Source organism: Massilia sp. UYP34, from assembly GCF_056279385.1.
Map to the genome: position 1 here is coordinate 1 of NZ_JBWBRF010000013.1, position 18,329 is coordinate 18,329.

General features: G+C 65.4%; 14 protein-coding genes. 1 reads left to right on the plus strand and 13 read right to left on the minus strand.

Going from position 1 to position 18,329, the window contains the following annotated elements; translation table 11 throughout:
- Positions 1–394 precede the first annotated feature (394 nt).
- Entirely contained in the window at positions 395–643 is a 249-nt protein-coding gene (locus ACZ9AQ_RS17710) for an HNH endonuclease (protein ID WP_429205846.1), read from the plus strand.
- A gap of 72 nt (positions 644–715) precedes the next feature.
- Here the strand turns inward: ACZ9AQ_RS17710 and ACZ9AQ_RS17715 are convergent, their stop codons facing one another.
- The 13 genes from ACZ9AQ_RS17715 to holA form a co-directional block, all read right to left on the minus strand.
- Positions 716–1,267, minus strand: coding sequence for a hypothetical protein (locus ACZ9AQ_RS17715; RefSeq protein WP_429205683.1), 552 nt, complete (start codon positions 1,265–1,267; stop codon positions 716–718).
- A 376-nt stretch (positions 1,268–1,643) separates the two neighbouring features.
- The gene (locus ACZ9AQ_RS17720) at positions 1,644–2,045 is read right to left on the minus strand and encodes a DUF1249 domain-containing protein (RefSeq protein WP_429205684.1); all 402 of its coding nucleotides are present in this window, start codon (positions 2,043–2,045) and stop codon (positions 1,644–1,646) included.
- A gap of 334 nt (positions 2,046–2,379) precedes the next feature.
- Positions 2,380–3,267 carry a TraB/GumN family protein gene (locus ACZ9AQ_RS17725; protein ID WP_429205686.1) on the minus strand — a complete coding sequence of 296 codons (888 nt, stop codon included), beginning with the start codon at positions 3,265–3,267 and terminating at the stop codon, positions 2,380–2,382.
- Positions 3,268–3,519: 252 nt separating this feature from the next.
- Positions 3,520–5,085, minus strand: a complete 1,566-nt coding sequence (locus ACZ9AQ_RS17730; protein WP_429205687.1) for a UdgX family uracil-DNA binding protein — start codon at positions 5,083–5,085, stop codon at positions 3,520–3,522.
- Positions 5,082–6,311 carry a putative DNA modification/repair radical SAM protein gene (locus ACZ9AQ_RS17735; RefSeq protein ID WP_429205689.1) on the minus strand — a complete coding sequence of 410 codons (1,230 nt, stop codon included), beginning with the start codon at positions 6,309–6,311 and terminating at the stop codon, positions 5,082–5,084. The genes ACZ9AQ_RS17730 and ACZ9AQ_RS17735 overlap by 4 nt, the downstream gene beginning before the upstream one ends.
- Before the next feature lie 104 nt (positions 6,312–6,415).
- Positions 6,416–8,047 carry a tetratricopeptide repeat protein gene (locus tag ACZ9AQ_RS17740; RefSeq protein WP_429205691.1) on the minus strand — a complete coding sequence of 544 codons (1,632 nt, stop codon included), beginning with the start codon at positions 8,045–8,047 and terminating at the stop codon, positions 6,416–6,418.
- A 6-nt stretch (positions 8,048–8,053) separates the two neighbouring features.
- Positions 8,054–10,246 (minus strand): putative bifunctional diguanylate cyclase/phosphodiesterase, encoded by a 2,193-nt coding sequence (locus ACZ9AQ_RS17745; RefSeq protein ID WP_429205847.1) that lies wholly within the window; start codon positions 10,244–10,246, stop codon positions 8,054–8,056.
- Between the two features lie 34 nt (positions 10,247–10,280).
- Entirely contained in the window at positions 10,281–12,452 is a 2,172-nt protein-coding gene (locus ACZ9AQ_RS17750) for an HDOD domain-containing protein (RefSeq protein WP_429205693.1), read from the minus strand.
- A gap of 314 nt (positions 12,453–12,766) precedes the next feature.
- Positions 12,767–14,056: a multidrug effflux MFS transporter gene (locus ACZ9AQ_RS17755; protein WP_429205695.1), complete on the minus strand. Its 1,290-nt coding sequence runs from the start codon at positions 14,054–14,056 to the stop codon at positions 12,767–12,769.
- 16 nt (positions 14,057–14,072) lie between these two features.
- Positions 14,073–15,275: a THUMP domain-containing class I SAM-dependent RNA methyltransferase gene (locus ACZ9AQ_RS17760; RefSeq protein ID WP_429205697.1), complete on the minus strand. Its 1,203-nt coding sequence runs from the start codon at positions 15,273–15,275 to the stop codon at positions 14,073–14,075.
- A 247-nt stretch (positions 15,276–15,522) separates the two neighbouring features.
- Positions 15,523–15,936 (minus strand): CopD family protein, encoded by a 414-nt coding sequence (locus ACZ9AQ_RS17765; protein ID WP_429205698.1) that lies wholly within the window; start codon positions 15,934–15,936, stop codon positions 15,523–15,525.
- A gap of 18 nt (positions 15,937–15,954) precedes the next feature.
- Positions 15,955–17,220, minus strand: a complete 1,266-nt coding sequence (locus ACZ9AQ_RS17770; RefSeq protein WP_429205699.1) for a glutamate-5-semialdehyde dehydrogenase — start codon at positions 17,218–17,220, stop codon at positions 15,955–15,957.
- An 89-nt stretch (positions 17,221–17,309) separates the two neighbouring features.
- Positions 17,310–18,323, minus strand: coding sequence for a DNA polymerase III subunit delta (holA, locus tag ACZ9AQ_RS17775; protein WP_429205701.1), 1,014 nt, complete (start codon positions 18,321–18,323; stop codon positions 17,310–17,312).
- Positions 18,324–18,329: the final 6 nt, after the last annotated feature.

Sequence of the window (18,329 nt, forward strand, 5' to 3'; positions counted from 1 at the left end):
CCGGCGTCATTCCACTATCGGCTACATCAGCCCGGTACAGTTTGAAAATCTAAAATGCGCCTAACGGAAGTGTCCGTGACGATGGGGGAAGGCCAATTACCAGCTGATCAAAGCGAAGCTGGGTTAAGCAATGATTCGCGCGTAGCATTCATGTGCAGGCTGTAGTTGCGTTGAGCGGGCACTTGCATCAACTTTGTAAATCGGGCAAACTCAGCCAGGACGTACCATGAGGTCGTTCGATGTGCCACCTAGACTGAGTCTGGTGGTTCCCGCGATGTTCTGAGAGCAGACGGGTTTCTCTAACAAAGGAGCCTTGATGCCCAAAACTCTACAGCGCGTTCGCGCACGTGCATTTCTGCGCCAGCATGGTCGCTGCATCTACTGTCACAGTCCAATGTGGCTTTCAGAACCTTCACGCTTCGCGGCCAAACACAAGCTCACAGTAAAACAAGCTCGCCGTTTTCAGTGCACGGCGGAGCATCTCTGCGCAAAAAAAGATGGCGGTAGCAACCTGGCTTCCAACATCGCTGCCGCCTGCCGGTTCTGCAACCTGCACCGTCATTCCCGCAAAGCTGAGCTGACTCCGGAGCAGTTTAAAGTTCACGTACGCACAAGAATTGAGAGTGGCGGATGGCATCCATGATCAATAATGCCAACACATCATGCGCTAATCGGCCGAGTGGTCGCCTACCTAGCGCGACACTCAGCCCGGGTTCTACGCCTTAATGATGATCTCAATCTGGTTTTCGCTGACACCGAATTTTGCAGCGAGACCAGTCTTAGCCTGAGCGATGGTTAATACGAGCCCTTCGCTTGGCTCAAAATCGCCGTCAAGTTGAGTATCTTCAGCAGCTTCTGAATGCTCAACATCAGGAGCAGGCACTGGCACAAAGTCGAGCGTATCGGGATCGATACCGAACTCCTTTTGGATGTCTAAGTAGCGCACTGGATTGCTTCCGCGCCACTTGGACGGTACGCTGATGCGCGCGTATTCACTAATCCTGACTAAGTACCGTCCCTTAGACTTAGGCTCAGGACTCGGAACGACCGCAGAGATTTTTCCGATCAGGAACGCAGTGCCGTGAGGTTCTGTAGCACCGCCCCACTGGCCGTTGTGACGGTTCTGGACCGTAATGAGGTAGTCATGTTTGACTGCATTCTTAGGGTTGAGTACCCATGCTTGGCTTCCACCCTCCTGGAGGATACGGTCCGGCCCACGGGCCGTCATCACGACTACTGCGGTTATATTTCCCATTTCTTGCTCCATGAGGTGATTGTTAGCGAGTACGCATCGATGCGCCATCGATGACCTAACGATATCGCATCACTCGCAACAATGCAAGCAGATTCTGAACCATCACTTCCATAAATGATGCGGACGATGGCGCAACGCTGACGCATGGGGAAGTAGATAGTCTTGTGAAAGGCTATATCAAGCCCTTCGAAGGCCTGAACCCAAATCCTTCGCCATCTATGCCATATAAGATGCGATAGATGGCACAACGCTGATGCATTGGGGACGAGGCAGTCCAATGAGTAGCTATGCAAAGCTCATCGAGCGGGGAAGAATTTGCTGCGATGTCTGAACTGGGTATCTCCTAGCAGCGAGGGCGATGTGCCAGGTCAAGCCTGGCCCAGCACAGCTAAGAAATTTCGCCCACCGGCAGCTGCCGGCCCTCGGCAATTAGTTTCGTCAGCCATTGTCTGAGGAAATTATTTAGCTCTGCCTTAGCCAAGGGGCTGATAGCCATCAGTTCCGGACAGAACACTCTCCGCGAGCCAAAGCAATCGCAGTAGGTCAGCGCACTGACGGTTTCGGCCACCGAGTACACCTCGAGGGTCATGTCAGGATCAGGTATCGCTGTACCATCCCGCCGCTCGAGGTAGTGGCTCATACGAAGCACTAGGCGGTGACGATTCCGCTTTATCACATCCACATGTACATCTCCGTACCCTAGCGCAACGAGCCTCACTGGCCCGGTTATCTCATGCAGAGCAGGAATGAGTTGAATTAGATTTTTGTAGTTCAGATGATGCTGATCCATTGACGGCTTCCGATTATTGCAATACGGGAACCATCTAGGAAAACGGTGAACCGGACAACGCGAACGACTCCACGTTCTTTATTGATCACATCAACAGCTTTTCGAAAACAATGAGGGGTCGAAAATGTGATGGTACCTAACCCCTTGATTTAAGTGGTTTTTTGGTCGAACGGATGTCTCGCGTGGGGGAAACGTGCATGAACAGTGGTTGTTCTTGATGTGGAGGGGCTTGGGAAGCTGCCGTTCTACCATTGAACTACACCCGCGTTGGCAACATTCTACGCGCGTTCGGGGCGGTTTGACAATTTTCCGCCCAACCCGCGTCTGCCGGGGATCAATCCGGCTGCTCGACCGCATATCCCTTCGCCGCCAGCGCCGCGATCACGCCGCCCGGGTCGAGGATATCGCCAATCTTCAGCACGGCGAAGGTCGAAGCATTGGCCGCGAGCGCCTTCTCGGCCGAGGCGATCCATTTCTCGTTCGCACGCGTCTTCATATGCCTGAATTCGGGTTCGGCATCGAACGCCGTACTGTTCATCAGCGCGCCGAAGCAAGCCTCTTCGCGGCTGGCGAAGTCCAGCTTGCGCATCGCTTCGATGTCGCCCTTGGCCCAGGCATCGGCGCGCCGGCTGGCGGCCTCGATGTCCTGCTCCAGCGTGGCCATCGTGCGCGCCAGGCAGGCGGCGTCGCCCAGGGTCGACTTCTTGAAGTTCTTCAGCACCGTGCGCGCATTGTCCATCGGCAGCTGGTACGTCGACGAGGTCTCCTTCAACTTCGCCTTCTGCACCAGGTCCAGCACCTGCTTGCGCACCACGTAACCGTCGACCAGGCCGGCCTGCTTGCGCGCGGCGTTCGCCAGCACCTCGGCCGCGAAGATCGGGCGCTCGCGCTCGACGTCGTCGTCGTTGTCCGGCAAGTACCTGGCCTTGAGCGCGCTCCAGCGCGCATATTCGTCAGCCGGCATCAGGTCGCGCAAGGTGGCGCCGTCCGGATTCTTGCGCACCCCGATCATGCTTGGCAGCAGCGTGATCGACTTGAAGAAACCCGGCTTGGCCGAGGCGCTTGGCGCCGACAGGTATTCCTGCGAATTCCGGATGACGTTTTCGACCTCATGCGAGCGCCACTGCATGTCTTTCGGCAGCGGACCGTACATGCCGAACACCCACAGCACGTGCTCGCCCTTCGACACTTTCCACATGCCCGGACCTGGGCGCTGGGCCACGACGTGGGATCCGTTCCGGCGCCGGTTCGGCCGCGCCGGCATCGACGGCGGCCTGCGCCGGGGTTGGCACGTCTTCCGATTGCGCCCATGCGGGTGCAGCCAGCAGGGATAGACAGAAAGCGGATACGGCAAGTTTGCTCATGAAAAAATCCGGTTGTGGAACACCACCAGATCTTACGTCAAGGACCGCGTCGGCCACCCGGCTGTAACGCGGCTGTTTCAATTACATGAGCGGCGCATAGTGTGCATATGTCAGCTTTCCGGCGGTTCCGGCGCATCTGGCCGGGCCAATAATTCCTGCGCCAGCCGCAAGCCCTTGACCATCACCGAGAACGCCTCCTGCTTGGACGCTTCGTCCGGCACGCGCAGCACGTACGACGGATGGTAGATCGTCACCACCCAGCTGTCGCCATGGCGCACGGGCCGCCCCAGCTTGTCCTTCAGGGTCACGCTGCCGGTCTGCAGCACCGACTTGAGCGCGGTCGCGCCCATGGCGACGATGACCTTGGGTTTGCGCGAGGCGACCTCTTTCTCGAGCCAGTAGTGGCAGGCCTCGATCTCCTTCTGCGCCGGCGTCTTGTGCAGGCGCCGCTTGCCGCGCGGCTCCCACTTGAAATGCTTGACGGCGTTGGTGATGTAGACACTCTTGCGCTCCACGCCGGCCTCTTCGAACACGCGGTCGAGCAGCTTGCCGGCCGGGCCGACGAAGGGCTGGCCGGCCAGGTCTTCCTGGTCGCCCGGCTGCTCGCCGACGAGCATGATCTGCGCGTGTCGCGGCCCTTCGCCGCCGACCGCCTGGGTCGCGTGTTCCCACAGCGCGCAGCGCCGGCACTCGTCCAGCTTCGACGGCTGCTGCCGCTCGGGCTGCGCCTGCTCGGCGTCGATCGGGATCGTGCGGCCGCTGCGCCGGCCTACCGCCTCGACCTGGCCGATGCGGCGCGCGCCGAGGCCGGCCTGGCTCACCAGGGACGGCACCAGCGCGCCTTCCGGCAGGTTCTTCCAGAAGCGCGACGGGATGTGGCTGTTCATGACCTGGGTATTCAGGCGCGCCGGGTTGAAGATGCTGCGGTAATAGGTCAGCCACAGCGCCTCGCCGGCATCAGTCAGGTCGGCCGCGCTCGACAGCAGCGGGCCGGTATGGTGCAGGGTGGCGCCGTCCCACAGCACGCTGGCGTCGGGCGTGGCGATCATCCAGCTCACCTTGCCCATGCGCGCCACGAAATGCTCGGCCACCTGCGGCAGGACGTCGTGGGCGGGTTCGAACCAGGCCACGAAATGGGGCGCGCCGGCCTCGAACGGCCGTTCGCGGAAACGGATGTAGGCATGCATATCGTGTACCTCGCGGCGCACCGCCTTGACCATCGCATGCAGCCGCTGCCCGTCCGGGTCGGCCGGCGACTGCACGTCGTGCTCGCCCTGCTGCCAGCGCCAGATCACCCGGTACAGGAAGGCCCAGCGGTCATGGTCGCGGTAGCAGGCGGCGGTCTGCAGCATCTCCATCAGGGAGCGCGGAATGTGTGGCCTCGGCGGCCTTGGCGCCGTTGCATTGGAAGGCTCCTGCCCGGCCGCTTGCGGTTCAGTCGGGGACGACAGGAGGTCGCCCCCATTATGCGCAGCCGCGTTGGAAGCCGGCGCACCCGAGAACAGGTCGGCGCCCGGCGCGCCCCAGGTCACCGCCTCGGGCGGCACGCCGGCGTGCAGCAGTTCGCGCGCCACCGCGCGCCATGTGGTGAAGCCGTCCACCAGCAGCGGCCGGCCCGCATGCACGCTCGCCACCGCCGTGGCGGCGAGGGCCGCGGCGTTGGACTGGGAATTCATGCGGCCTGCAATTCGGGCCACAGGTTCATCTGCTGCGGCGCATCGGCCATGTGCTTGCGCAGCAGGTCGGAACTGGTCGCGCCCTGCGCCGGCTTGTAGTCGGCGGTGACGACGAAGGGCGCGAGCTTCTTGAGGCTGCAGCGCAGGCGCGACAGGTCTTCCCAGCGGATGCGGCGCAGGCGGCGCAGGTCCACCAGGCGCTTGGCATTGCGCAGGCCAATGCCGGGAATGCGCGGGATCAGGGAGGCGTCGACCCGGTTCAGGTCCATCGGGAAGTGCTCGCGGTTGGCCAGGGCCCAGGCCAGCTTGGGATCGACGTCCAGCGCCAGGTTGCCCGACGTCGGCATCAGTTCGCCGGCCGTGAAGCCGTAGCCGCGCAACAGGAAGTCGGCCTGGTACAGGCGGTGCTCGCGCAGCAGCGGCGGCGGCGCCAGCGGCACGCTGCCGGGGCTTTGCGGGATCGGGCTGAAGGCCGAGTAGTACACGCGCTTGAGCTTGTAGCTGCCGTACAGCGTCTCGGCCGTGTTCAGGATGGTGTGGTCGTCGCTGGCGTCGGCGCCGACGATCATCTGCGTGCTCTGGCCGGCCGGCGCGAAGGCCGGCGCCTTCGGCTCTTCGGCTTTTTCGTCCAGCTTGCGCCGGATCGAGCCCATCGCCAGCTTGATCGTGTGGACGCTTTTTTCGGGCGCGAGGCGGGTCACGCTGTCGTGGGTCGGCAGCTCGATGTTCACCGACAGGCGGTCGGCCCAGCGGCCGGCTTCCTGGATCAGCAATGGATCGGCGTCGGGGATGGTCTTGAGGTGGATGTAGCCACGGAACTGGTGCACCTCGCGCAACTGGCGCGCCACCGCGACCAGCTGCTCCATCGTGTAGTCGGCCGACTGGATGATGCCCGAGCTGAGGAACAGGCCGTCGATGTAGTTGCGCAGGTAAAAATCCTGGGTCAGCTTGACCACTTCATCGACCGCGAAGCGCGCCCGCGGCACGTTCGAAGTGCGCCGGTTGATGCAGTACTGGCAGTCGTAGATGCAGAAGTTGGTGAGCAGGATCTTGAGCAGCGAAACGCAGCGGCCGTCCGGCGTATAGCTGTGGCAGATGCCCATGCCGGTGGTGGCGCCCAGGCCGTCCTTGCCCTCGGAGCCGCGCTTGGGTGCGCCGCTGCTGGCGCAGGATGCGTCGTACTTGGCCGCGTCGGCCAGGATTTCGAGCTTGTCGTTGAGTTCCATCGCGCGCACCTGACTGTATGGGCATACAGTATAACGCGGCGTGCATACGTGTACGGTGCGCTGGCGCAGGGATGTGCGCCTGCCGACGGTTCAAATGCGGGACGTCAGGCCGAAATCAAGCGCTCCGCCTGGGACAACTGATGCGCTTCCATCCTGCGCGCGACCTTCGTCAGGTAGGCGCTGGCCGGCGCCACGCCGGCGGCGCCGGCCCGGTGCAGCCAGGCGTAGGCCTCGACCAGGTCGCGCTGGGCGCCCTGCCCCGCCGCGTACATCACGCCGAGGTTGAACTGGGCCCGCGCATGGCCCTGGCGCGCGGCGCACAGGTACCAGAAATGGGCCGCCTCGTAGTCGCGCTCCACGCCCTTGCCGCAGTCGTAGCGCAACCCCAGCTCGAACTGCGCCAGCGCGTGCTTCTGGTCGGCCGCCTTGTGGAACCAGTCGGTCGCTTCGAACGGGTCGCCGTTTTCCAGCCGGTCGAGCAGCGCGCCGACCATGTACTGGGCCGGCGCGTAATCCTGGCCGGCCGCGCGCCGGTACCAGGCCAGGGCTTGCGCGCTGTCCTGTTCGACGCCGTTGCCGGCCTCGAAACGCAGGCCCAGGTCGAACTGGGCCCGCAAGTGGCCTTGCTCGGCCGCCTTGCGATACCACCCGGTCGCCTCGGCCGGATCCTGCCCGACCCCGTTGCCGGCATCGAGCAACTGTCCCAGGTGATACTGGGCCGCCGGCAGTCCCTGCTCGGCCGCGCGCCGGTACCAGGCGGCCGCCTGCGCCGCGTCAACCGCCACGCCCTGCCCATGTTCATGGCGCATGCCGAGGCTGTTCTGGGCGCCGGCATGCCCCTGCTCCGCCGCGCGCCGGTACCAGGCCAGGGCCAGCGCCTCGTCGCGCGCCACGCCGTGGCCGCCGCTGTCGCCCGAGTCGTAGATGAGCGCGAGATTGAACTGCGAGCTGGCGTGCCCCTGTTCGCCGGCGCGGCCGTACCACAGGATCGCCTGACGGCTGTCCTGCTCGACGTCCTGACCCTTGTCGTAGCGCAGGCCGAGGTTGAACTGGGCCGGCGCGTGGCCCTGCTCCGCCGCCTTGCGCATCCAGGCCAGCGCTTCGCGTGCGTCGCGCGCCACGCCCTGGCCGGCCTCGTAGCGCAGACCCAGGTTGTACTGCGAGCGCGCATAACCCTGCTCGGCGGCGCGCCGGTACCAGCGCAGCGCCGCTTCCTGGTCCTGGGCCACGCCCTTGCCGGTCTCGAACATCATGCCCAGATTGTGCTGCGCACCGGGCTCGCCCTGGTCGGCCGCCTGGCTGAACCAGTGCAGCGCGCGGCCCACGTCGCTGGTCACGCCATGGCCCTTCGCGTACAGCCAGCCCAGGTTGTACTGGGCCGGGGCATAACCCTGGTCGGCCGCGCGCCCGTACCAGTGGGCCGCCTGGCCGAAGTCCTGCTCGACGCCCTGGCCCTTCTGGAACATCACGCCGAGGTTGTACTGGGCCTGCGCCAGGCCCGCCGCCGCCGCCATCCGGTACCAGGCCACCGCCAGCTCGTCGCTCTTCGGCACGCCCTGGCCGCTCGCGTACATGAAGCCCAGGCTGTGCTGGGCCTGGGCCACGCCGCGCTCGGCCTGCGCTTTTACGCGCAGGAATTCGGCGGAATGCGCGGCGGAATGCGCGGCGGAACGCGCAGCGAAATGCGCGGCGCTATCAGCCGGCGCGGCGCTCGCTCGCAGCGGGGCGTCGGGCATGGGCGGTCAGGCCTGCACCGCGCGCAGGCTGCCGCCCGACTGGGTGCGCAGCGCGGCCATGAAGTCCTGCAGCGGGATCGGACGGTAGAACAGGTAGCCCTGCATCGTCAGGCAGCCGTTGGCGCGCAGGTAGCGCGCCTGCTCCTCGGTCTCGACGCCTTCGGCGATCAGGTTCAGGCCCAGGCCGCGCGCGATCGAGATGATCGCCAGGATCACCGGATAGTGGCCGTCTTCCTGGTGGATCTCCTTGACGAAGGACTGGTCGATCTTGACGGTGTGAATCGGGAAGCGGTGCAGGTACGACAAGGACGAGTAGCCGGTGCCGAAGTCGTCGATCGCGATCGACACCCCGAGTTGGCACAGCTTGTTGAGCTGCTCGATCGCGTACTGCGGATTGCGGATGCAGATGTTCTCGGTGATCTCGACCTCGATCTGCTGCGGAGAAATACCGTAGCGCACCAGCGCGCCGCGCATCTTCTCGAAAAAGTCGCCGCGGTCGAGGTATTGCGGCGACAGATTCAGCGACAGGCGGATCTCGCTGCCGCCGATCGCATTCCACTTCAGCATGTCGCGGCACAGCGCGCCGATCATCCAGTCCGAGATCGGCAGCATCAGGCCGTTCTCTTCGGCGAACGGCAGGAACTCGCCGGCCGACAGGCGGCCGCGGGTCGGATGGTTCCAGCGCATCAGGGCTTCGGCGCCGGTGATGCGGCCGGTCATGGCGTCGATCTGCGGCTGGTAGAACATCTCCAGCTCGTCGTGCTCGAGCGCGCGGCGCAGCGCCTGCTCCAGCGCGATCTTCTGATGCGACACTTCGAGCATCGAGTCGTGGTAGAAGCTGTGGCCGTTCTTGCCCAGCGCCTTGACCTGGTACATCGCGATGTCGGCGTGGCGCAGCAGCTCGTCGATCGATTCGCCGTCCTTCGGATAGATCGCGATGCCGATCGAGGCCGAGATGTGCACCTGATGGCCGTCCAGGTCGAACGGTTCCTGCAGCACCTCCAGGAATGCATCGGCCACCATGCGCGCATCGTCGCGGTCGCGCAGCTCGGGCAGCACGATGGTGAATTCGTCGCCGCCCTGGCGCGCCAGGGTGTCGCCCTTGCGCAGGCACTCCTTCAGGCGGCCGGCCGCCTGCTGCAGCAATTCGTCGCCCTTCACGTGGCCCAGGGTGTCGTTCACCAGCTTGAAGCGATCCAGGTCGATGAACATCACCGCCAGCTCGGTCTGCTTGCGCTTGGCCTGGATCACGGCCAGGCCGAGGCGGTCCTTGAACAGGATACGGTTCGGCAGGTCGGTCAGGATGTCGTGATAGGCCTGGTAGGAGATGACTTCTTCGGCGCGCTTGCGGTCGGTGATGTCGCGCGCCACGCCATAGGTGCCGAAGAATTCGAGCTTCTTCACTTCCTGGTCCGGCACGTGCATGCCGATCGCGTTGAGCGAGATCGTCATCAGGGTGGTGTTGAAGGTGCGGTCATGGCCAATGCCGCCGCGGCATTTCAGGCGCAGCTCGACGTTGCGCGAGGCGCGCTCGTCGACGCGGCGCTCGTTGAACACGTAGCGCGCCCGCTCCAGGTCTTCCTCGTGCACCAGGATCGAGTAATGCTGGCCGATCAGCTCTTCGCGGGTGTAGCCGAGCAGCTGGTAGGCGCGGTCGTTCACGAAAGTGAAGCGGCCCTCGTGGTTCAGGGTATAGATGATGTCCGGCGACGAGTCCACCAGGTAGCGGTACATCTTCTCGGAGTTCTCGAGCTGGTTCGCGATGCGCGCGTTGTCCAGCGTCAGGCGGCGCCGCTGCAGCGCATTGCTCACGGTGGAGAGCAGCTCCTCGCGGCTGTAGGGCTTGCGCAGGTAGCTGTAGGCGCCGCGCTTGAGCGCGCCGATCGCGGCGTCGATGCCGACCTCCCCGCTCATCACGATGACGTCGGCGTCGATGCCCTTCTCGTTGATGAAGTCCATGATCTCGTGGCCGCCGATGTCGGGCAGGCGCAGGTCGAGCAGGACGAGGTCGAAGTGCTGACGCGAAAGGTGAGCGAGAGCATCAGTTCCTGACGGCGCCGTCACAAGACGGTAGCCGCGTCCCTGCAGCAGTTCGTACAGCGAGGACAGCAGGCGTGGCTCGTCGTCGACCAGCAGCAGGCGTGGCTGGCTGTCGGTGTCGAGGGTCTGGGAAAGGGGAGCGGGGTCGCCGGGAGGCATGGTGGCGGTGGCGGGATGGGCGTGCATGTGCGGGTTAAGCGGAACCGAGGGCGCGCGCCGGGAACGCGGGGGTCGCGCCGGCGCCGGACCACGCCGGCAGGAGGATTTCAAAGGAAGTGCCGGCGCTGCCGCTGCGGCAGGCGATGTGGCCGTCGAGCTGCTTGACCAGGCCATGGACGATCGACAGGCCCAGGCCGCGGTTGGCGCCGGCCTCGAGGCCGTCCTTGGCGCTCCTGACCGGAGAAAACAGGTTGGCCAGCACCTCGCGCGACAGGCCCGGGCCGTTGTCGCTGACGACGAGTTCCAGGTAGACCCGGCGCTCGCGGTTCACGTGGCCGCGGTTGACGATCTCGATCCGCCCGTCCGGGCGCGAGCCCAGGGCCTCGACCGCGTTCTTGACCAGGTTGACCAGGATCTGCTTGAGCAGGTCGGGATCGCCCTCGATCGCGCCATCGCCTTCCATGCGCGCCACGACCTGGATCGTGGCCGGCATGTAGCCGCTGCCGCGGAACAGCCGCAGCACGTCGTCCACCACCTTGGCCGCATCGAGCGGGCGGGGAGCGGCGTCCGGCGTGCGCTGGTCGGCAAGGCTGCCGATCAGCTGGCCGACGCGGTCGATCTCTTCGCTCAGGATCGCCAGCTCGCCGCCCACCGGCTCCTGGCGCGCCAGCTTGCCGTCCAGGACACTGAGGTAGTTCTTGATGATCGCCAGCGGATTGTTCACCTCGTGGATCACGCGGCGCGAGGCGTCGCGGAATTCCTCGGCCACGCTGGCCAGCTGGCGCCGCGCGTGGCCGCGCTCGAGCAGCAGGTTTTCGAGCGCGGCGGCGGCTTGTCCGCCGAAGGCCTGCATGAAGCGCTCGCGGCGCTGGCAATGCGGCAGCTGCCAGCCGGGCACGCCGCCGACCAGCACGCCCAGGCAGCGCGGGCCGACGACCAGCGGCACCACCACCAGGCTGTCGGTACCCAGCATGCGCAGCAGCTGTTCCTCGGCCAGGCCCAGCTGGTCCTGGTGGCGCGCGCGCTGCACGAAGGCCGGACGGCGCTCCAGCGCGCTGCGCGCGACCGGGCCGCCCTTCGACAGCGGCAGCGTAAACTCGGCGATGCGCTGCACGCCGAAGGTCGGCGCGCCGGACAGCAGCTGGCCGGTCGGGTTCTCGAGCAGCACCACGGCGCTGTCGAAGTCGAACAGGATGCGCGCGGTGCGCGTCATCGCGTCCAGCAGGCCCGACTCGCCCTGCTGGCGCGCCAGGCTCTGGCCGACTTCGGACACCAGCACCATATTGCGCACTTCCTCGTTCAGGCGCTGTTGCACCGGATCGGCAGGCGCTGGCGGCGCATAGGCCGGCGGACTCGGGATGTCGTCGGCGCCCGTCAGGTCGATGCCCAGGTGGGCGGCGGCCTGCTCGACCTGGCGCGCGGCGCTCTCGACCATCCGGGCCGCTTGTCCGGCGTGCAGGCCGCACAGCGCGCTGGCGTCGACCACCATCGTCGCATCGTCCGCATGATGGGACAGCACATGCGCCAGGCGCACGATGCGGATCAGGGGATGGCTGGACTCGAGCCGCTCGCTCGGTTCGTGGTGGTACAGCACCGCGTCGGCCAGGAACGAATCGAGCTGCCAGCGCTCGATCAGCCAGGCGCCGGCCTCGGTGTGGGTGATCTGCAGGGTGCGCTGCTCGACCGCGCACAGGTCGTCGTCGTCGCGCGCGGTGAAATTGAAGGCGTATTCCTTGGGCGCCGCGGCCAGCAGCGCCAGCCGGCCGACGTTGTGCAGCAGGCCGCCCAGATAGGCTTCTTCGGGATGCGCGTAGCCCAGCGCGCGCGCCGCGTCGCGCGCCAGCACCGCCGCACTGAGCGAATGCTTCCAGAACGCGCGCAGGTCGATGCTGTTCGAATGGGGGAAGCTGTTGAAGGTCTGGAACACCGAATCGCTGATGACCAGGGTCTTGATCATGTCGGTGCCGAGCGCCACCAGCGATTGCTCGAGGTCGGCGTTGCGCGTGTGGCGGTGGTAGGCGGAGCTGTTGGCCACCGCCAGCAGCTTGCCGGTCATGCCGGCATCCTTCGCGATCAGGGCGGCCAGTTCCGGCATGCCGAGGTCATCGGCCTGCAGGTGCTCGATCAGCTTGACCAGGATCTGCGGCATGGCCGGCAGACGGGCAATCAGCAAGCGATTGCGGATGTCCTGGTCGGATTGGTGCATGTTTTCTAGCACGGCCGCCACTTGTCGAAGGTTTGGTTGGTGGCGTTGCCCACCGTTCCGGGCGGCCACGACATCTGACACTTCAGTCCATGGAACAGGCGAGTGATTTGCCCTCTGCTCCAGACGTAAAAAACGTATCGTAGCATATATACATTTCCGACTAGGAACAATAGTTACAGTAGTAACTATTGCCGAGGGTGCGCTCTAACCGTACGGCAGAGGGAAAGCAAACATATGCTTGTTGCATCAATACGACTGTTGCATAAAAAATCTTAAGTTTCAGACATAAAGCCCCGCCCCTGGCGGGTTCGTGCTCAGGGGATGTGTTCTCCCTGCGCCCGCAATTTTCGCCGGTGGCGCCGCGCCGTGTCCCAGAACGCCAGCGAGACCAGCACGAAGGACATCTGGCCGACGGCCAGCGCCAGCACCGAGTGCGACAGCGCCGGGGCGACCACGCCGGCCACCACCGCGCCGAGCAGGGTCGAGACGAAGGACTGGCACGAGGCCACGGTGCCGCGGATGTGCGGGAACAGGTCGAGCGCCAGCAGGGTCGCGCCGGGCGCGATCAGCGAGCTGCCGAAGGTGAAGAAGAACATCGGCGCCACCGTCCACGGCAGCGCCGGCGGCAGGAAGGCGTGGTAGGCCACGTTGAACGTCACGGCCCCCAGCATGAAGAAGTAGCCGATGCGGATCTGGCGCGGGAAGTCCATCCTGCCGGCAAGGCGGTTGGCCATCAGCGAACCGAGGAAGATCCCGCTCACGGTCGGCACGAACAGCCAGGCGAATTGCGACGGCCCCAGGCCCAGGCTTTCGGGCAGCATGACGGGCGCCGCCGCGATGTACAGGAACAGGCCGCCGAAGTTCAGGGCGGTCACGCCGGCCTTCATGTGGAACAGGAAGGAGCCGAAGATGGCGCCGTAGTTCCTGGCCAGGAAGCGCGGGTTGAACGGCTGGCGCTTCGGTGCGGGGATGGTCTCGGGCAGGTGCTTCCAGCAGAACCAGCCGAGCAGCACGGTGTACAGGCAGAGCGCCAGGAAGATCGCGCGCCAGTCGAACCACAGCACGATCCAGCCGCCCACCACCGGCGCGATGGCCGGCGCGATCGAGAAGATCATGGTCACCATCGACAGCAGGCGCGCTGCCGCGGTGCCGGAATACAGGTCGCGGATGATGGCGCGCCCCACCACCACGCCCGCCCCTGCCGACACGCCCTGCATGATGCGGAACACCCACAGGTAATGCACCGAGGACGCCGAGGCGCAGCCGAAGGTGCCGATCGCGAACACCACCAGCGCCACCAGGATCACGTTGCGGCGCCCGAAGGCGTCCGACAGCGCGCCATGCCACAGCACCATGCCGGCGAAGGCCAGCATGTAGGCGGTCAGGGTCTGCTGCACTTCGAGCGGGGTGGCGCGCAGCTCGGCCTGGATCTGCGGGAAGGCCGGCAGATAGGCGTCGATCGAGAACGGCCCCAGCATCGCCAGGGCCGCCAGCAGGGTCGCCAGGCCGCCCGCCGACAGCATCACGATCTTGTGGGGAGTGGGCGGTGGAACCGGGGTGACGGGGTCCTTGGGAAGATCGGGCGGGTCGGTTGGCGTCAGCATCGCGGTCCAGTCGGGTTCAGTCCTGTTTCGGCTTCGCTTCTTCACGGCGATTGAAACCGGCCACCATGTCGAAGCGGAACAGGCGGCATTCGAGCGCGCCGTTGAAGAACGGCGTCTTGCGCGATTCCTTCAGGCGCAGCATCTTGGGCAATCCCAGGTCGGCGGTGAACAGGTAGGCGGTCCAGCCGGCGAAGCGCTGCTTGAGCGTGGTACTGAAGGCCGAGTAGAAGCCCAGCGCCATCTCGTCCTGCGGCACGGTGCTGTCGCCGCGCACGCCGATCCGTTCGCCGTACGGCGGGTTGGTGAGCAGGATGCCGGGTTGTTCGGTCGGCGCCGACACGTGCTGGGCTTCGATCTGCTTGAGCGGCACCTCGAACAGGATGCCGGCCACCTTCAGGTTATGGCGCGTCATGGCGACCATGTCGCCCGAGATGTCGGAGCCGAAGATGGTCGGCTCGCCCGGCAGCGGGTTCGGCTTGATGGCGGCCTTCATCGCGGCCCAGGCCTGACGGTCGTGATCGGCGAACTGCTCGAAGGCGAACCGGCGGCGCGCGCCGGGCGGGATGCCCTGCACCATCTGGGCCGCCTCGACCAGGATCGTGCCCGAGCCGCACATCGGGTCGAACAGCGGCACGCCCGGCTTCCAGCCCGAGACGCGCAGCAGGCCGGCGGCCAGGTTTTCGCGCAGCGGCGCGTCGCCCGTCTCTTCGCGCCAGCCGCGCTTGAACAGCGCTTCGCCCGAGGTGTCGAGGTAGATGATGAAGTTGCGCTGGTCGAGGAAGCCGACGATGCGCATGTCCGGTTCGCGCGTGTTGACCGAAGGACGCTTGTCGAACTGGTCGCGGAAGCGGTCGCAGATCGCGTCCTTGATCTTGAGCGTGGTGAATTCGAGGCTCTTGAGCGGCGACTTGACGGCGGTGACGTCCACGCGGATCGTGTGGTCGGGGCCGAACCAGTCTTCCCAGGGCTGCTCGAGCACCAGGTCGTAGATGTCGTTCTCGTTGCTGTAGCTGCGTTGGCCCATGCGCATCAGCACGCGCGAGGCGATGCGCGAATGCAGGTTGACCAGCCAGGCGTCCTGCATCGTGCCCGAGCAGTGCACGCCGCCCGGCACCTGGTTGTGCACCTTGAAGGTGGTGGAAAGCTGGGCGATCTCGCCCAGTTCTTCGGCCAGCGCCGCTTCCATGCCGCGCGGGCATGGGCAAAAATAAGAAGCCATGAGGGGAACCCTTTGTCCGTTGATGAAACTGTGTTGATAACGCGTCAGCCACATCAGTGGATGACCGTTTGATTATTTAAAGCCACCTGCTCCAAAACGTCATCCCCGCACAGGCGGGGATCCAAGTTTGCCCGCTCGGCCACTAGCGCATGCAACAGCGGCTGAGCAAAGGACTTGGATCCCCGCCTGCGCGGGGAGTCGTTACTGCCAGTGGCAGTAACGACGGTGCGAGCTTTGGTGGTGGTGCTTAGAACGGCTTGACCGTCGCCAGGATCACGATCACCAGCAGCAGCACTACCGGCACTTCATTGAACCAGCGGAACCACGTGTGGCTGCGCGTATTGACGCCGCGCTCGAATTTCTTCAGGATCGAGCCGCAGGCGTGATGGTAGCCGATCGCCAGGATCACCAGCAGCAGCTTCGCGTGCAGCCAGCCGTGCTTCATGCCGATCATCATCGCCAGCCACAGGCCGAGCAGCAGCGCCGGCACCATCAGGATCGTGGTGAAGCGGTACAGGCGGCGCGCCATGCCTTGCAGGCGCTCGAGCGCCGCCGGGTTGGTTTCCTGGGCCATGTTCACGAAGATGCGCGGCAGGTAGAACAGGCCGGCGAACCATGAGGCGATGAAGACGATGTGCAGGGCTTTGATCCAGAGGTACATGCGGTTCCTTGTTGTTGATTATTGACGAACTTCGCCGTGTCCGAACACGACGTACTTGAGCGACGTAAGGCCTTCCAGCCCGACCGGGCCGCGCGCATGCAGCTTGTCGTTCGAGATCCCGATCTCGGCGCCCAGGCCGTATTCGAAGCCATCGGCAAAGCGGGTCGAGGCGTTGACCATCACCGAGGCCGAGTCTACTTCGCGCAGGAAACGCATGGCGCTCGTGTAGTCCTCGGTGATGATGGCCTCGGTGTGCTTGGACGAATAGGCGGTGATGTGGTCGATCGCCCCATCCATGTCGGCCACCACCTTGACCGCCAGGATCGGGGCCAGGTATTCGGTGCTCCAGTCCTCTTCGCTCGCGTTGGCCAGATGCGGGTAGCCGGCCAGGATCGCGCGCGACTCCGGGTCGGCGCGCAGCTCGACCTCTTTCGTCGCATACAGCGCGGCCAGGCGCGGCAGCACGATGGGGGCGATCCCGCGCGCGACCAGCAGGGTTTCCATCGTGTTGCAGGTGCCGTAGCGATGGCACTTGGCGTTGAACGCGACCGCCACCGCCTTCTCGATATCGGCCTTGTCGTCGATATAGACGTGGCAGATGCCGTCCAGGTGCTTGATCATCGGCACCGTGCTTTCCTTCATCAGGCGCGCGATCAGGCCCTTGCCGCCGCGCGGGACGATCACGTCGACGTATTCCGGCATCGTGATCAGGGCGCCGACGGCGGCGCGGTCGGTCGTGTCGACCACCTGCACCGCGGCCGCGGGCAGGCCGGCGCCTGCCAGGCCCTCGGCCACGAGCTTGGCCAGCGCGCGGTTGCAGTGGATCGCTTCCGAACCGCCGCGCAGGATGGCGGCGTTGCCGCTCTTGATGCACAGGCCGGCCGCGTCGACCGTCACGTTCGGGCGCGCTTCGTAGATGATGCCGATCACGCCCAGCGGCACGCGCATCTGGCCGACCTGGATGCCGCTCGGACGCACCTTCATGTTCGAGATCTCCCCGACCGGATCGGGCAAGGTGGCGATCTGGCGCAGGCCGGCGACCATGGTGGCGATCGCGCCATCCGACAATGCCAGGCGGTCCATCAGGGCCGGGGCCAGGCCGGCGGCCTGCGCGGCGTCCAGGTCTTGTTGGTTGGCCACGCGCAGTAACCCGGCGTCGCGCTCGATGGCGGTCGCGATCAGCTCGAGTGCGCGGTTGCGGGTCGCCGTGTCGGCGCGCGCCATGGCACGCGAGGCGGTTCTGGCCTGGCGGCCCAGTTGGTGCATGTGTGCGGTGATGTCCATCGTATTCCCGTTGCGTTATCGATCAGGCGCGCCGAGCGATGCACATCCGTATCGAGAGCGGCTGCCTTGGAACCTGTTCCGGCAGGTTCTTAGCGCGCCACCTTCAACGCCAGCTGCAACATCGCATCCCACGCATCGCCCGCGAATCCCTTCGCGCGCAAGCCCTTGACCATGCGGTCGACCTGCGCCGCGTCCTGCAGCGCCGCCTCGAGCGTGCCGAGCGACACGCGGCGCAGCGCCGGTTCCATCATCCGCTCGCGCGGTCCCCAGATCCGGTATTCCTTCAGCAGTGCGCCCAGCGGGCGGCCCTGCGCCATGCCGGACTTTAATTTTAGCAGCGTGCGGATCTCTTCGGATACCGCCCAGAGCACCAGCGGCAGCGCCTCGCCCTCGCCCTTCAAGCCTTCGAGCATGCGCGCCAGGCGCGCCGGATCGCCGCCGAGCATCGCCTCGGACAGCTTGAACACGTCGTAGCGCGCCACGTTCAGCACCGCGTCGTGCACCTGCTCGAAACTGAGCTTGCCCGGTTCGTACAGCAGCCCCAGCTTCTGGATTTCCTGGTGCGCCGCCAGCAGGTTGCCCTCGACCCGGTCGGCGATGAAGTCCAGGCTCTGGCGCTCGGCGCTCTGGCCCTGGATCGACAGCCGCTGGCCGATCCAGCCCGGCAGCTGGGCGCGCTCGACGTTCGGGATCTCGATATACACCGCCGCCCCCTGCAGCGCCGTCACCCACGACGACTTGGCGGTCTGCCAATCCAGCTTCGGCAGCGTGATCAGGGTGAGGTTGTCGGGGCTGAGATCCTTCGCGTAGCTCTGCAGCGCGGCGCTGCCGTCCTTGCCCGGCTTGCCGGTCGGGATGCGCAGCTCGATCAGCTTCTTGTCGCCGAACAGCGACAGCGCCTGGTTGGCGGCCAGCAGCTCTCCCCATTTGAAGCTGCGCTCGACCGTGAGCACGTCGCGCTCGGTGTAGCCTTGCGCGCGCGCCGTCCTGCGGATCCGGTCGGCCGCTTCCAGCGCGAGCAGGTGCTCGTCGCTGGTGATCACGTACAAGGGCGCCAGGCCTTTGCCCAGGTGGCCGTCGAGCGCCTCGAGCCGCAACTGCATCGTGAC